The following is a 15,255-nucleotide window of genomic DNA, read 5'->3' as shown; positions in this document are numbered from 1 at the left end:
AGGCATTACCTAAGACGCTACGGAAACCAAGACCCACGATGATGCGGAACACACCCCTCGCATTCTCCGTGTAAGCGACGTTCCGTGAGTTAGGATTTCTTGCTCTGCTGGGCCTTCGCCTCTTTGACTTTCATAGCAAGATCCTGTGCGATTGCGAAAGCGCCTTTGATCTTATCTGAGGTCTTGCGCCAGTCACGTCGCACCACAATCTTGTTGTCGCGCACCTTCGCCAACCCGTTTTGTGCCTGAATGAACTCGACCAATCCTACGGGGGATACAAATTTATCGTTGTGGAACTGGATGGTTGCGCCCTTTGGCCCCCCATCCAGTTTGGCAATGCCTGCGCGTTTGCACATCCCTTTGATGCGAACCACAAGCATAAGCGTGTTCACTTCTTTGGGCAGAGGACCAAATCGATCAATCAGCTCGGCTGCAAAGCCCTCCAGCTCGACCTTCTTGGACAAAGATGACAGACGACGATACAGGCCCAGACGCACATCCAAGTCGGGCACGTAAGTGTCTGGAATTAGGACAGGAACCCCCAGATTGATCTGAGGCGCCCAGCTGTGATCGGCCTCGGACAAGCCTTCCAGCTGGCCTGATTTGATCTTGGCGATCGCCTCTTCCAGCATCTGTTGATAGAGCTCGTATCCCACTTCGCGCATCTGGCCGGATTGCTCTTCCCCCACCAAATTGCCCGCCCCGCGGATATCCAAATCCTGACTGGCCAGCGTGAATCCAGCGCCCAATGTATCAAGTGATCCCAGGACCCGCAGACGTTTCTGGGCGGTCGGGGTCAGCGGCGCGCGTGGCTTGGTGGTCAAATAGGCATAGGCGCGCGTCTTAGAACGCCCGACCCTGCCCCGGATCTGGTAAAGCTGCGCAAGGCCGAACATATCGGCGCGATGCACAACCATGGTGTTGGCGGTCGGGATGTCGATCCCACTTTCCACAATCGTTGTCGCCAGCAAAACGTCGAATTTGCCATCGTAAAAAGCATTCATTCGATCATCCAACTCGCCCGCCGCCATTTGCCCATGCGCAACGACATAACTGACCTCGGGCACATGATCCTTCAGGAAAGCTTCAATGTCGGGCAAGTCCTTGATACGCGGCACGACATAGAAGCTCTGGCCTCCGCGATAATGTTCACGCAGCAGGGCTTCGCGGATCGTCACCCCGTCGAATTCGGACACATAAGTGCGGATCGACAGGCGATCGACCGGGGGCGTGCCGATGATCGACAAATCACGCACGCCTGACAGCGACATCTGAAGCGTTCTGGGAATGGGCGTGGCGGACAGCGTCAAGACATGCACGTCCGAGCGCATTTCTTTCAGCCGCTCTTTGTGGCTTACTCCAAAGCGCTGTTCTTCATCCACGATCAACAGACCAAGGTTTTCGAACCGCACATCCTTGGCCAACAGCGCATGCGTGCCGACCACGATGTCCATCGTCCCGCGGGACATGCCTTCGCGGGTGCGCTTGGCTTCGGCCTGCCCGACGAAACGCGACAACTGCCCGACATTGATGGGAAATCCGCGAAACCTCTCTGAGAAGCTTTTAAAATGCTGGCGCGCCAAAAGCGTGGTGGGTGCAATGACCGCAACCTGTTGTCCCGACATGGCCGCCACAAACGCTGCGCGCATGGCGACTTCGGTTTTCCCAAAGCCCACGTCGCCACAGACCAATCGATCCATAGGCCGTCCAGAAGCGAGATCCTCGATCACATCCTCGATGGCGGACATCTGGTCATCCGTCTCTTGATACGGAAAACGAGCAGCGAACTCTTCCCATGCGTGATGCGGGGCTTCAAGCAGCGGGGCTTTGCGCAATTCACGTTCTGCGGCCAAACGAATAAGCTTATCAGCAATCTCGCGGATACGTTCTTTAAGCTTGGCTTTCTTCGCCTGCCACGCACCGCCACCTAACTTGTCCAGCAGGCCCGTATCCTGACCAAACTTCGACAGAAGCTCAATGTTTTCAACGGGAACAAACAAACGGTCGCCGCCCGCATATTCCAGTGCAAGGCATTCATGAGGGGCGCCCATCGCGGTGACGGTTTCAAGGCCGTTATACTTGCCGACGCCGTGATCAACGTGAACAATCAGATCGCCCGGAGACAGGCTTTGCGCCTCGGTCAGGAAGTTTTCGGCACGGCGTTTGCGCTTGGGCGCACGGATAAGGCGATCCCCCAGCACGTCTTGTTCGGAAATCACCGCCAGACCGGGCCCTTCAAACCCATGTTCCAACGCCCAAACAGCAAGATAGATCCCGCCCGTATTGTCAGGCACGTCCCGGAAAGTCTTGATCAAACTGTTTGTGATCACACCTTCATCTGACAGCAATCCCTGCAGCCGTTCGCGCGCGCCTTCGGAATAGGACGCGACGACGACAGGTTTTTTACTTTTAGCTTCAATATGATCAGCGAGTGATTTGAAAAGGTTTATGTTTTCCTGCTGTCGCTCAGGCGAGAAGTTGCGGCCAATGCGCCCGCCGCCATCCACAACGCCGGCCCCTGTGGGCTGAGGAAGTGCGGACAATTGAACCACGCGACGTGCCTCAAGCGCCGTGGCCCACGCAGGGTCGTCGAGATACAAAAGCTCTGGTGGACAGGGCTTGTAGACACTGTCCATCCGGTTCTTGGCGTTCATTGCAATCTTGCGGGTCTCGTATTGATCCGCGATGGCGTCCCAGCGGGCCAAACGTGCGGCATCCAAACCGTCATCCAAAATCACAGAAGCGCTGGGCAAGTAATCAAACAAGGTTTCAAGCTCTTCGTGGAAGAAAGGCAGCCAATGCTCGATGCCTTGGTGCTTTCGTCCGGCTGAGACTGCCTCATAAAGCGGGTCATCTGACCCGGCCGCTCCGAACTCAATGCGATAATTCTGACGAAAGCGCGTAACGGCCTTTTCGTCCAGTATCACCTCGGACACCGGGGCCAGTTCGATCCCTTTCAGGCTGTCTGTTGTACGCTGGGTTGCGGGATCAAAGCGACGTACGCCATCCAAAACGTCCCCAAACAAATCCAAGCGCACTGGTCCGCTTTCGCCCGGCGGGAAGATATCAATGATACCGCCACGCACCGCGAAATCTCCGGGCTCCATTACCGTAGGAGATTGCGAGAACCCCATACGCACCAAAAACGCCCGCAACGCATCCACATCAAGCAGTTTATCGACGCTTGCAGAAAAGCTTGATTCAGCCAAAACAGAACGGGCCGGAAGACGCTGCGTTACGGCATTCAACGTGGTCAGCAACGCAAAGCGCCCGGAAATCTGGCCCGAAGCTATCCCTGCCAAGGTCGCCATTCTTGCGGCAGAAACGTCTGCATTGGGGGACACGCGATCAAAGGGAAGGCAATCCCAGCCCGGAAATGAAATGCAGGTCACGTCCGGCGCGAAAAAGGCCAATGCCGCTTGCATCGCCGCCAAGCGCTTATCGTCACGCGCAACATGCACAACGGGCCCGCTCGTGCGGTTCAACTCTTTCACCAAAAGCGTTGCGTCGAAGCCCTCGGGGGCGCCTGATAGTGTTAGCTTGTCCATGCGGCGGATGTATCTTTGCAGTTGGCGTCGTGCAAGGGGGGCTTAGGCGAGCGCAATTACCACAACGCACCATGGCTGAGATTGTAAAACATTCCCCAAGATGCGGTGATAAATATCGAAATCATTCCGATTATCTGAATGATCAAACGAAGGCGGGCCAGCCGATCGCGAAGCGCATTGCCTGATAGTGACTGTTGAGTGATGTAAGCAGCTGTCCGTAAAGACAAAAACGCGACAATAACCATCGGAAGCATCAACAAAAGAACGGCTTGGGCAAACTCAATTCCATACCAGAAACCCAGAGTAACCAGGGACGACACTATGGCGGATACGATCAGCATCAACCACAAGCCGGACCGCTCAGAAACTGACATCATTCGATTGCAGTTCACGCGAACAATCGCCTCCAGATCGTCCTGAGCTTGCCCGCCGTGACGCCCTGCCCTGTGCACCAGGTCATACGGTACCCCCAAGACCCAGTGGCTGGCGGTAGACCACAGCACTGCAAGCGAAATCCAATACCACAGATTGGAAAAGGACCGCATATCGATAAACTCGAAAACGGTAGAGTAAACATCCAAATTTCTTTCCCTGTCTGTGGTCAAGTTTGGACCACCCTAGCGACGGGCCGGGGCAGGTGCCAGCGCCAAAAGAGTAAATTTCCGGGAATTGCAGACTTGTGATGTCACCGGCCGCATGGCAGGAAGTTCAGAGCAAAACAAACTGCCGGGCTCCGGGCGCGGCGAAGCCAAGGAACGCCACGTGAGCCGCACCCCTCAGCCCAACACCGTTGCCCCCTTCCCCGCCTCTCGTTTGCGCCGCACGCGGTCGTCGGGGGCGCTGCGTGATCTGGTACGGGAAACGACGCTGAGCGCTTCGGATCTGATCTGGCCGGTTTTTGTTGTTGAAGGCGAAAATGCTGAACAAGACATTCCATCAATGCCCGGTGTGACGCGTAAATCGGTAGATCTCGTCGTAAAGGCGGCCACGGAAGCTGCTGCGCTGGGAATTCCAGCCATCTGCCTGTTTCCCTATACAGATCCGGCCCTGAAGACTGCGGCCTGTGAGGAAGCATGGAACCCGGACAACCTGTCAAACCGCGCGATCCGTGCCATCAAGTCTGCGGTTCCAGACATCGCCGTCATGACAGACATCGCCTTGGATCCCTACAATGCCAACGGCCATGACGGCATCGTTCGCGATGGTGAAATCGTCAATGACGAGACCGTCGAGGCATTGGTGAAAATGGCGCTGGCTCAGGCGGAAGCAGGCGCGGATATACTTGGCCCATCAGATATGATGGATGGCCGGATCGGCGCGATCCGTACTGCGATTGAAGCTGCAGGTCATCAAAACCTGACGATCATGAGCTACACCGCCAAATACGCCAGTGCATTCTATGGTCCGTTCCGCGATGCCGTCGGTGCATCTGGCGCGCTGAAAGGCGACAAGAAAACCTATCAGATGGATCCGGCAAACAGCGACGAAGCCATGCGACTTGTTGAGCGCGACCTGCAAGAAGGTGCCGACATGATCATGGTCAAACCTGGCATGCCGTATCTGGACATTTGTCGGCGCGTGAAAGATAGCTTTGGCGTTCCAACCTTTGCGTACCAAGTGTCAGGGGAATACGCGATGCTGATGGCCGCTGCGCAGAACGGATGGCTGGATGGCGACAAGGTCATGGAGGAAAGCTTAATGGCTTTCAAGCGTGCTGGTTGTGATGGGATCTTAACCTATTTCGCACCACGCATGGCCCGCTTGTTGGCGGACCGATAAGCAAGCGCTCCGCGACAGGCAGAAATTCGCAAGTTTTCTTACTTCTGGGTGACAGGCTAAGCCTGATCCGCTATATTTTCTGCCAAAGCGGACAAAGATCCGCATTCGAGCAACCAGGTCGAACTGTGCCAAGGCGGTATGGCGACCCAGCATGAGGCACAAAGGCAATCACATGCAGACATCAGATATCTCTCGACGTGGCTTTTTGATCGGGGTTGGCGGCGCCAGTGTCGCGCTTGCAGCCTGTGACAACAGCATTGGATCCAGCGGCGGTGCGCGGATTGATGCGCGCGCAGACAGCACCCTGTCCTATCTGTACAACCGCTATCCCGGCGCACGGCAATTGGCCGAGAAATCAACCGGTCAACTGGTTATGCCCTTGGTGACCGAGGCCGGATTTGGCCTTGGCGGAGCTTACGGTCGCGGTGCACTGCGTATCAACGACGTGACGGTTGATTACTACTCGCTGACCCAAGCCAGCGCAGGCCTGCAGATCGGCGCACAGCAATTTGCACATGTGCTGTTCTTCATGACCGACGAAGCCCTTCAGGATTTCCGCTCGGACGCAGGTTGGGTCGCTTCGGCGGACATCAAGTACGCGTTCCAGAACGAAGGCGACCGTTTGACCGCAGATACGATCACCTCGTCTTCGCCAGTCGTCGCTGTTGTGTTCGGTCAAGCCGGCCTGATCGCAGGCGCCTCAATTGAAGGCGCAAAATACACTCGGATCATCCCCTGATCGGATGAAACTCTCAAATTAAAAGGGCGGCCCTCGAGCCGCCCTTTTTCGTTTAATCCAAAGCGCGCAGGCGTTTGATCAGACTGGATGTGTCCCAGCGCCCACCGCCCAGTTTCTGAACGTCTTTATAGAACTGATCAATCAACGCAGTAACAGGCAGGCTCGCACCGTTTTCATCCGCTGTGTCCAAACAGATCCCAAGATCTTTGCGCATCCAATCGACGGCAAACCCGTGGTCAAAATGATCATCGGCCATGGTTTCATGTCGGTTGACCATTTGCCAGCTGCCGGCCGCCCCACCTTGGATCACATCGACAACCTCGCGAATGTCCAGTCCGGCTTTCTCGGCGAAGTGAAGTCCTTCGGACAGGCCCTGAACCAATCCGGCAATGCAGATTTGGTTGACCATCTTGGTCAGCTGACCGGCACCGCTGTCACCAAGACGTTTTACCGTACGGCCATAGCTTTGCATGATGGGCTCGGCAGTCGAGTATGCAGCTACGTCGCCGCCGCACATGATGGACAACACACCGTTTTCAGCACCAGCCTGCCCCCCTGACACGGGTGCATCCACGAATGAGATATTCTGGGCCAAAGCCTCGGCGTGTAGCTCTCGCGTTACGGCGGCTGAAACCGTTGTATGATCCACAAATATCGCGCCGTCCGACATGCCGGCCAGCGCTCCATCATCACCTTTCACAACCGACCGCAGATCATCGTCATTTCCGACGCATGCCATGACAAACTCAGCACCTTCAGACGCCTCACGCGGAGTCGCAGCCCATCTGCCGCCATGTTCCTTGGCCCAGGCTTCCGCCTTGGACGCGGTTCGATTGTAGACCGTAACCTCGTGCCCTTTGGCCACCAGATGCCCGGCCATGGGATAACCCATCACGCCCAAGCCTAAAAACGCACATTTTGCCATCTCGCGACCCTTTCGTTGTAATCTGTCTTGGGTCACAGTAGTTACCGCTGGCGAAGGCAAGGTCAACGGGCGTTTCATGCGTCAGGGACGGAAGTTAGGTTAGGGTATGGGCAAGTTCATTTTATGGCTGATCCGCGGTGTTGCTGCCGTATTGGTTCTGGCTGTTCTGGCAATTTCGCTGGTTTATTACTTGGCCGCGCAATCCCTTCCCAACTACGACGTCACCCGTCAGACGCCCGGCATCACCGCACCGGTCGAGATCATTCGAAACAACGCCAATATCCCGCATATTATGGGCGCAAATGACAGCGATGTGTTCTTTGGGCTGGGCTATGTGCATGCCCAAGATCGGCTTTGGCAGATGATGATGATGCGGCGCACGGTGCAGGGGCGCTTGTCCGAGGTCTTTGGCAGACGCACGCTGAAAACGGACGAGCTGATGCGGCGGTTAGATCTTTACAACTTGGCGCGCGCCTCGCTGGAGTATCAAAACGAAGACACCAAGACCGCCTTGAATGCCTATGCATCTGGTGTGAATGCCTATCTATCGCGCGTCAACACCGAAGCGCTCGGCCGTGGTGCGCCCGAGTTCTTTCTGTTCTCAAACGAGATATCGCCGTGGCAACCAGCAGACAGCCTTGCCATCTTGAAACTGATGGGGGTGCAACTGGCGGGACAGCTTGAAGACGAAGTCCTGCGCGCCCGGGTTTCGCTTGCTTTGCCAGAGGAGCGGGTGAAGGACATCTTGCCAGATATGCCGGGAACCGGTGTTGCAGCCCTACCCGACTATGCGTCTCTTATCGACGCCCCTCATGCGACATTCGCGACCTATGCCGCAAGCCAAGAGCGCCCAGCGATGTGGCCCAGCCCGAAGCGCGGCTTTGCGGGTGCATCAAATGCTTGGGCAGCCGCCCCAAACCGATCTGCAGCCGGGGCAACTCTGCTTGCCAATGATCCACATCTTGGCTTCACAGCCCCCGCCATTTGGTATCTCGCCCGGTTGGAGCTTAGCACGGGTGGCGTCATTGGCGGATCGATCCCCGGAATGCCGGTTATCCTTGCAGGACGGTCCGAGGGGTTCGGATATGGCATCACCTCGTCCTATCTAGACGATCAGGACCTTCATCTTGAAAAACTTAACCCGGACAATCCGGCCGAGGTGAAAACGCCAGATGGCTTTGCTACGATCACCACACGCTCGACGATCCTGCGCATCAAGGATGAAGCGCCTATCACTGTGAAGATGCAATGGTCCCCCAACGGCCCGATCCTTCCGGCTGAGATGTATGGGCTGGGACTGATCACCCCCCCCGGCCACGCCATGTCATTGTCTTGGACATTACTGACGGAAAAAGACCGATCCATGAGCGCTGGGATCGGGATCATGCGCGCGCAGACCGTGATGGAAGGTATCGCAGCAGCGGCAGATTATGTTGCCCCAAGCCAGACTTTAACGCTTGCGGACAACGACACGATTGCGATGAAGGTTATCGGTCAGATGCCCGGACGCGATGTTCGGCACCAAACTCAAGGCCGTATCCCCAGCCCCGCATGGAACAAGGAAAACCTTTGGGGAGCCCCTCTGAGCTACAGCGCCAATCCTGAATTTGTTCAGCCTTCGGGCGGCATCTTGGGGAACACCAACAACAAGATCATTGATCGCCCCTTCCCCGCGCACATGAGCTTTAACTGGGGGGACAGCCAGCGCATCCAGCGTTGGAAACGTCTGATGCAAGCCCGCGAGGTTCACACACGCGATAGCTTTATCGAGGCGCAGTTGGACAGTGTATCAGTCACCGCACGAACCCTGCTGCCGCTGGTCGGCGCCGATCTTTGGTTCACCGGCGAGGCCGCGCCTGCCGGAACGCCTGAGCGCGATCGTCAGGACGCGCTTGGCCTTTTGGCCAATTGGAACGGTGAAATGAACGAACACATGCCCGAGCCCTTGATCTACTCGGCTTGGATACGAGCTCTTCAAAACCGCTTGATACGAGATGAACTTGGACCGCTGGCCGAGGCCTTCACACATGTTGACCCGTTGTTTGTCGAGCGTGTCTATCGCGACATCGACGGCGCGTCTGTCTGGTGTGATGTCATCCAATCTGCGGCAACTGAAACCTGCACAGACATCGCCCGTGTCGCGTTGGATGACGCATTGTTGTGGTTGTCGGAAAATGCCGGGGGCAAACAAGAAAGCCTACGTTGGGGCGACTATCACCAAGCCGTTCACAAACATGCCGTGCTTGGCGACGTGCCGTTCCTGAAGTGGTTTGTGAACATCCGACAGTCGACATCCGGCGGGGACAACACTCTGTTGCGCGGCGTGACGGCCGGCACTGGTGCAAACCCATTCCAGAATGTTCACGGCGCAGGCTATCGCGGCATTTATGACTTCTCGGACCCCGACAGCTCTCTTTTCGTCACCTCTACCGGGCAATCAGGTCACCCGTTGTCACGGCACTATGACGACCTTGGTGAACTGTGGCGGCGCGGAGAATTCACCCCGATGTCACTGGACCCAGAGCTTGCGAAAGCTGCCGCCGTCGGCGTCACACGTCTGGTTCCCAAACCCTGACACGCGACCCACTCGGGTTACGATGGCCTGTCTTTTCCCCTTAATCCGATTCTCGATCTTCAATTAGAACACGAACTCAGAGATCAAAGAGGATTTGAAATGGAAAACGTTACTCAGGGAATGAGCTGGCTACAAGCAAACGCGATGAACGTGCTTTACGTCGTCGTTATCGCCATCGCTGCCTATTGGGTGGCGGGAATGGTTAAGCGGCTTGTTATCGGATTTGGCAAAAGCCATGAAGCGCTTGACGAAACCCTGTTCCACTTCCTTGGCTCCATCGCACGATATGCGGTGTTGGTCTTTGCCGGATTGGTTGTCCTTGACCGCTTCGGCATTGAAACGACGTCTCTTGTCGCAATCCTTGGTGCAGCCGGTCTGGCTGTCGGTTTGGCCCTGCAAGGCACACTTTCAAGCCTTGCGGCAGGCATCATGTTGATCATGTTCCGCCCCTTTAAAGTTGGTGATTTCGTGGAAGCCGCTGGCACATTCGGTAAAGTGGATTCGATCACTTTGTTCACAACAGACATGATCACTTTTGACAATCAGCACATCATCATCCCCAATTCCGAGATCTGGGGCACCAAGATCACCAACCACTCACATCATTCTATCCGCGGTGTCGATATGATCGCTTCCGTGGCCTATGGCAGCGATATTAAGAAGGTGAAAGCCTCGATCGCGAAGGTTTTGAAAGCGCATGACCATGTGCTGTCCGAGCCTGCGCCCTTTGTTGAGGTAGAAACTCTGAACACGTCGTCCGTTGACCTTCTGGTCCGCCCCTTTACCGAAGGCGCACATTATTTCGACGTTAAGTACAGCCTTCCCCAAGCCATTTACGAGCAATTCCGGAAGGACGGGATTGAGATCCCCTTCCAGCAGATCGTCGTCCACAACGCCATCTAGCGCGTCCCCACACTTGGACGATGTATGGCCACTCACGGCCAGAAGGCCATCCTTCGGGATGGTCTTCATTCTTTTTTGGGGGAAAAGCTTTTAAAGCGCAGCGAATTCAGCGGCTTGTCGGTCTGTCCAGGTCACGGTGACCGCCCAGCCCTCTTCCCCCGGCTCTTCGTCTTCGACGATACCTTTTTCGAAAAGCCAAGCGCGTTTCTTACCTTCTGAGAAGGTCAATTGCAGAACCTCTGTCCGGCGCGGCTCATCTAGGGCCGCATCAATAGCGGCAACCAGATCGTCAAACCCTTCCCCGGTGATCGCGGACAACGTCAGAATATGATCCGATCGCGACGCTTCTTTACGACGGGCCTCGGCGTCATCTTCATCCAGCAGATCGAGCTTGTTCCAGATTTCAAGCTGTGGCGTTTCTTCATCCACGCCAAGTTCAGCCATGATGGTTTCTACATCGCGTGCCTGTTCATCCGTGCCTTCATGACTGATGTCACGCACGTGAAGGATTAGATCGGCGGCCAACACCTCTTCCAGTGTGGCGCGGAATGCAGCGACCAATTGGGTCGGAAGATCCGAGATGAACCCAACCGTATCAGACAGGATCACTTTGCGCCCACCACCCTGTTCAGGCGTCTTCCCGGCCGCAGGCAGCTCAATTTGGCGCATGGTTGGATCCAGCGTGGCAAAAAGCATGTCCTTGGCCAGCACTTTCGCCCCGGTCATCCGATTAAACAGCGTTGATTTCCCGGCGTTGGTATAGCCCACAAGGGCCACGATCGGGAACGGGACCTTGGCCCGTGCCGCGCGATGCAATTCACGTGTTTTCACAACCTTTTCAAGCTGTTTACGCAGACGGTTCATGTGGTCATCAATGGCGCGGCGGTCTGCCTCGATCTGGGTTTCACCGGGACCGCCAACAAACCCAAGCCCGCCACGCTGACGTTCAAGGTGGGTCCAAGCCCGCACAAGGCGCGTGCGCTGATAGGACAGTGCCGCCATTTCGACCTGCAACACCCCTTCACGGGTGCGCGCACGGTCCGAGAAGATCTCGAGGATCAGTCCCGTGCGGTCCAGGATCTTCACGTCCCATTCTTTTTCCAGATTGCGCTGCTGAACCGGACTGACCGGTCCGTCAATCAACACCAGTTCAACCTCGGCCGCCTTCAAGCGCTGGCTGAGGTCGTCAAGCTTACCTTTGGAAAAGAGCTTGCCGGGATGGGGATCGCGCAGGCGCACGATCTCGGATCCCAGCACCTCAAGATGCGGAAGCGCCGCGGCCAAAGACACGGCTTCTGCCAACGCGGGACCAGCGGTTCGGCGATTGGGATCTGAGGTCAGTTCGGGGTGAAGGACCCAAGCGCGCGTGTCCTTCACCTCTTGTTCAATGAGGTCTGTCAGCTTTCTTCGCCGTCATAAAGATTGATCGGTTGGCCCGGCATGATGGTCGAAATCGCATGCTTGTACACAAGCTGGGATTGCCCATCGCGGCGCAGAAGAACGCAGAAATTGTCGAACCAGGAAATCACACCCTGAAGCTTCACGCCATTGATCAGAAAGATCGTCACAGGAACTTTCGATTTGCGCACATGATTCAAGAATGCGTCTTGTAGGTTTTGCTTATCGGCAGCCATCGTTTTTTGCCTTTTTTGTCTCGTGCTGCCGTTTTCCGGCAGGGATTTCACCTGACTGACACTATGAACTGCTCGTTTGGGTGTTTCCACCCCCAAATTGCGCCGCCTTAACGGCGGTATGGCATGTAAACAACACGCCGCCTAACCCGCTGGGAAGCAATGATATTCTATCGACGCCATATGTCCGGGCTAAGAAGTGCAATGATCGCCAGAGTTTCAAGCCGCCCCAAAATCATCGCGCCGGTCAAAACCAGCTTTGCCGCGCTGGAAAGATCAACAACCGAAAGCGGATCAACCGCCGCGACATTCACGATGGGCCCCGTTGTGGTTAAGGCTGCGATGGACAAGATCACCGCGCTTTCAAAATCCTGTCCGGTCAGTGCAAAAAGCGCCATCACCAGCGCCACGGACAGTGCCATGAGCATGAAGAACACCCACGCCATGTACGCGCCGCGCCCACGAAGGTGGCGGGCTTCGGTCCCTGCCCCACCGATAGACGACGGATGCACCAGCTTCTCCATCTCGCGAAGCCCGTGCAGGTAAAGCGCATAAACACGCATCAGCTTGGCCCCACCAGCCGTGGTTGCGACCCCGCCGCCAATCAAGGCAAGCCCCATAAGAAGAAGACCCGGAGTGTCCAGCCCCGACCAGTTCCTGCTTGCCTCCCACGCTTGGCTTTCAAAGCCCGAGGTCGTGAGGAAAGACAAGACTGTGAACAATGACCCCCAAAGAGACGTGAGGCCCGCGACAAGGTTGAGTTCCTCATCAACCTCGTAGGCTCCGACCCAATGGCGCAGAAACAAGAACCCTGTCAGCGCCACGGTGATCACGGTCGCCAGTCGAATTTCGGGATCTTTCCAAAGCGAAGGCAACTCGCTGGTGTTCATATCGCTGGCAAAGGTTTGGCGCGAGATAGCAAAGACCAAAAACGCCGCGATCATCACCTCACCACCAAAGCCTGCGATCCCTCCAGACAGGCCCCCAACAGGGGATATCCCGCTCGTGGACAGGGTCGACATGGCGTGGCACAGCGCGATAAACGGGACTTCGCCCGCGATAATCAATCCAACCCACAGCGCTGCTGTCAGGCCCGCATAAATCGGCAACAGCCGCACGCCATAAGTTCTGATCCGGTCAGAGAAATCCGCAACCCGTGCGATCTGACTGTGGCCCGCCCCCAAACGGGTATCGAGCGCTGTTCCTCGTGCCCCAAACCGTGTGCGCACTTCGAAGCCACCCAAGGCCATTGGGGCCAGAATGGCAATTGCACCCACCCAGATGTAGAAGCCTCCCATCCAGCCCACCAGTGCCCGCCACAGATGCAGTGATTTCGGCAAACGATCAGCGTCGGGAAACAGGGTGAGTCCTGTTGTGGTTAACGCCGACACCATCTCGACATACGCGTTTAGAAAGCTGGTGGTCCGCACCGCTTGATGGAATGGCACAGCCAGCATCAGTGGCAGCAAAACAAATAGCCCCAACAGCGCCATCAAGTGTCGACGGTGACGCGTAGATCTGGGGCGGTCCGCCATGGCAATGGCCAAGAAAAAGGTAATGAAACCAAACAGCAGTGCCCCATACAGAAACACGCGTCCTTGATAGTATTCTTCGACCGTCCACGCGAAGCCTGCAGGCATCAACATAGTCAACACGCTGATCCCCATCAGGATAACAAGCAGCGGCAATTTGGTGATTTGCATCAGCATATGGCGATCCTAGAAGAAATCGATCGAAACCTGCAGCAACCGTTCAACTTCGGGCACATCGGCGGCCATACAGAACAATGTGACCACATCGCCCTCGTCGATCCTTACCTTGCCTGTGGGCTTCACCACGGTTTCGCCCTTCATAATCGCCCCGACCAACACGCCTTCTGGAAAATCAACGTCCCGGATCGCCTTCCCCGCGATAGGGGATGTCGACAAAACCTGCGCTTCAATTACCTCGGCCTCAGCGTCGCCCAGAGAATAGACTTCGCGCACTTTACCATGGCGAATGTGACGCAGGATCGAGCTGACAGTCTGGGTGCGCGGATTGATGTAGGCATCGATATCCAAGGGCTCCATCAATCCAACCAGCGTCGGATCATTCACAAGGGCAATGGACATGGCGCAGCCCTCGGACTTGGCCCGGACCGATGCCAGCAGGTTTACCTTGTCATCATCGGTGACCGCCAAAATGGCGTCCGCGCGCGGCACGCCCGCCTCTTTCATCAGCTCACGGTTCATGCCGTCGCCGTGCAGTACAACGGTGCGTTCAAGCGTATCTGCAGCCCGTTCGGCGACGCCACGATCCAGCTCGATCACTTTTGCACGGATCCGGTCGGTGCGGGTTTCAAGTTCACGCGCAACGGCCAGCCCAACATTACCACCCCCAAGGATCACAACCCGTTCCTGACGGCGGGTGGATTTGCCAAACACCTCGAGAGTCCGATTGACATCTTCACTACGCGTAAAGACGTAAATCTGGTCGCCTGCAAACAGCTGATCGCCCGGTTCAGGGGCGAAGAGGCTTTTGTCGCGGCGAATACCCACAACAATCGCGCTGAGTGTTGAAAACAGGTCCGTAAGCTGGCGCAGAGGCGTGTTTACAACCGGGCAATCCTCGCCCAGCTGAATGCCCATTAGCTGTACTTTGCCGCCAAGGAAGCTTTCGATGTCAAAGGCTGATGGGGCTTGAATGCGTTTCAGAACGGCCTCGGCCACCTCGCGTTCAGGGCTAATGACCACGTCGATTGGCAGGTGATCGCGGCGATAAAGATCGGCGTAGATGGCATCCAGATAACTTTGCGACCGCAGACGCGCGATTTTGCGTGGGATCGAGAACACCGAATGGGCCACCTGACAGGTGACCATATTCACTTCATCCGAATAGGTCGCGGCAATGATCATGTCGGCATCACGCGCATTTGCACGGTCCAACACATCCGGATGCGACGCATGGCCGGCAATCCCCTGAACGTCCAGTGTATCCGTCGCTCGGGCCACAAGTTCGGGATTGTTGTCGACAACGGTAACGTCGTTCTTTTCGCCTGACAAATGGCGGGCAATCTGCCAACCAACCTGCCCTGCACCGCAAATGATAACTTTCATCCGGCCTCCTTGGAACGCCCTACCGCTTCAACCACGCCTGACAGGTGCGAAGCTCCCTTG

Annotated in this window: 11 protein-coding genes; 4 read left to right on the top strand and 7 right to left on the bottom strand. The window is 56.3% G+C overall.

The window, feature by feature from the left end:
- Positions 1 to 89: 89 nt before the first annotated feature.
- Together mfd and MWU55_RS14280 are read right to left on the bottom strand one after the other, a co-directional pair.
- A complete protein-coding gene (gene mfd / locus MWU55_RS14285; RefSeq protein ID WP_246937146.1) occupies positions 90 to 3,548 on the bottom strand; it encodes a transcription-repair coupling factor in 3,459 nt (1,152 codons plus the stop codon).
- A gap of 56 nt (positions 3,549 to 3,604) precedes the next feature.
- Entirely contained in the window at positions 3,605 to 4,129 is a 525-nt protein-coding gene (locus MWU55_RS14280; RefSeq protein ID WP_246937144.1) for a component of SufBCD complex, read from the bottom strand.
- 181 nt (positions 4,130 to 4,310) lie between these two features.
- Here MWU55_RS14280 and hemB point away from each other — a divergent pair, with 181 nt between their 5' ends.
- Positions 4,311 to 5,327 (top strand): porphobilinogen synthase, encoded by a 1,017-nt coding sequence (hemB, locus tag MWU55_RS14275; RefSeq protein WP_246937142.1) that lies wholly within the window; start codon positions 4,311 to 4,313, stop codon positions 5,325 to 5,327.
- A gap of 172 nt (positions 5,328 to 5,499) precedes the next feature.
- Complete coding sequence (locus tag MWU55_RS14270; protein ID WP_246937140.1) at positions 5,500 to 6,066, top strand: YSC84-related protein; 567 nt, start codon at positions 5,500 to 5,502, stop codon at positions 6,064 to 6,066.
- A 52-nt stretch (positions 6,067 to 6,118) separates the two neighbouring features.
- Here the strand turns inward: MWU55_RS14270 and MWU55_RS14265 are convergent, their stop codons facing one another.
- On the bottom strand, positions 6,119 to 6,991 hold the full coding sequence (locus tag MWU55_RS14265) for an NAD(P)-dependent oxidoreductase (RefSeq protein WP_246937935.1): 873 nt from the start codon (positions 6,989 to 6,991) through the stop codon (positions 6,119 to 6,121).
- 106 nt (positions 6,992 to 7,097) lie between these two features.
- Between MWU55_RS14265 and MWU55_RS14260 the strand changes: the two genes are divergently transcribed.
- Positions 7,098 to 9,566, top strand: coding sequence for a penicillin acylase family protein (locus tag MWU55_RS14260; RefSeq protein WP_246937138.1), 2,469 nt, complete (start codon positions 7,098 to 7,100; stop codon positions 9,564 to 9,566).
- Positions 9,567 to 9,686: 120 nt separating this feature from the next.
- Positions 9,687 to 10,469 (top strand): mechanosensitive ion channel family protein, encoded by a 783-nt coding sequence (locus MWU55_RS14255; protein WP_246937136.1) that lies wholly within the window; start codon positions 9,687 to 9,689, stop codon positions 10,467 to 10,469.
- Between the two features lie 90 nt (positions 10,470 to 10,559).
- Here MWU55_RS14255 and hflX read toward each other — a convergent pair whose 3' ends face one another.
- The 4 genes from hflX to trkA form a co-directional block, all read right to left on the bottom strand.
- Positions 10,560 to 11,858, bottom strand: coding sequence for a GTPase HflX (gene hflX / locus MWU55_RS14250; RefSeq protein WP_246937933.1), 1,299 nt, complete (start codon positions 11,856 to 11,858; stop codon positions 10,560 to 10,562).
- Between the two features lie 8 nt (positions 11,859 to 11,866).
- The gene (hfq, locus tag MWU55_RS14245; protein WP_133488330.1) at positions 11,867 to 12,103 is read right to left on the bottom strand and encodes an RNA chaperone Hfq; all 237 of its coding nucleotides are present in this window, start codon (positions 12,101 to 12,103) and stop codon (positions 11,867 to 11,869) included.
- A gap of 167 nt (positions 12,104 to 12,270) precedes the next feature.
- The gene (locus MWU55_RS14240; protein WP_246937134.1) at positions 12,271 to 13,809 is read right to left on the bottom strand and encodes a potassium transporter TrkG; all 1,539 of its coding nucleotides are present in this window, start codon (positions 13,807 to 13,809) and stop codon (positions 12,271 to 12,273) included.
- 9 nt (positions 13,810 to 13,818) lie between these two features.
- Entirely contained in the window at positions 13,819 to 15,195 is a 1,377-nt protein-coding gene (gene trkA, locus MWU55_RS14235; protein WP_246937132.1) for a Trk system potassium transporter TrkA, read from the bottom strand.
- Positions 15,196 to 15,255: the final 60 nt, after the last annotated feature.

This window comes from Aliiroseovarius sp. F20344 (assembly GCF_023016155.1).
Taxonomy (GTDB): domain Bacteria; phylum Pseudomonadota; class Alphaproteobacteria; order Rhodobacterales; family Rhodobacteraceae; genus Aliiroseovarius.
The sequence above is the reverse complement of the archived record's forward strand: the minus strand, read 5'-3'. Positions and strand labels throughout refer to the sequence as shown.

Coding starts and splice junctions, on each gene's coding strand:
- mfd (WP_246937146.1), bottom strand. CDS start 3,548: ATGGACAAGCTAACACTATCAGGCGCCCCCGAGGGCTTCGACGCAACG.
- MWU55_RS14270 (WP_246937140.1), top strand. CDS start 5,500: ATGCAGACATCAGATATCTCTCGACGTGGCTTTTTGATCGGGGTTGGC.
- MWU55_RS14265 (WP_246937935.1), bottom strand. CDS start 6,991: ATGGCAAAATGTGCGTTTTTAGGCTTGGGCGTGATGGGTTATCCCATG.
- MWU55_RS14260 (WP_246937138.1), top strand. CDS start 7,098: ATGGGCAAGTTCATTTTATGGCTGATCCGCGGTGTTGCTGCCGTATTG.
- MWU55_RS14255 (WP_246937136.1), top strand. CDS start 9,687: ATGAGCTGGCTACAAGCAAACGCGATGAACGTGCTTTACGTCGTCGTT.
- hfq (WP_133488330.1), bottom strand. CDS start 12,103: ATGGCTGCCGATAAGCAAAACCTACAAGACGCATTCTTGAATCATGTG.
- MWU55_RS14240 (WP_246937134.1), bottom strand. CDS start 13,809: ATGCTGATGCAAATCACCAAATTGCCGCTGCTTGTTATCCTGATGGGG.
- trkA (WP_246937132.1), bottom strand. CDS start 15,195: ATGAAAGTTATCATTTGCGGTGCAGGGCAGGTTGGTTGGCAGATTGCC.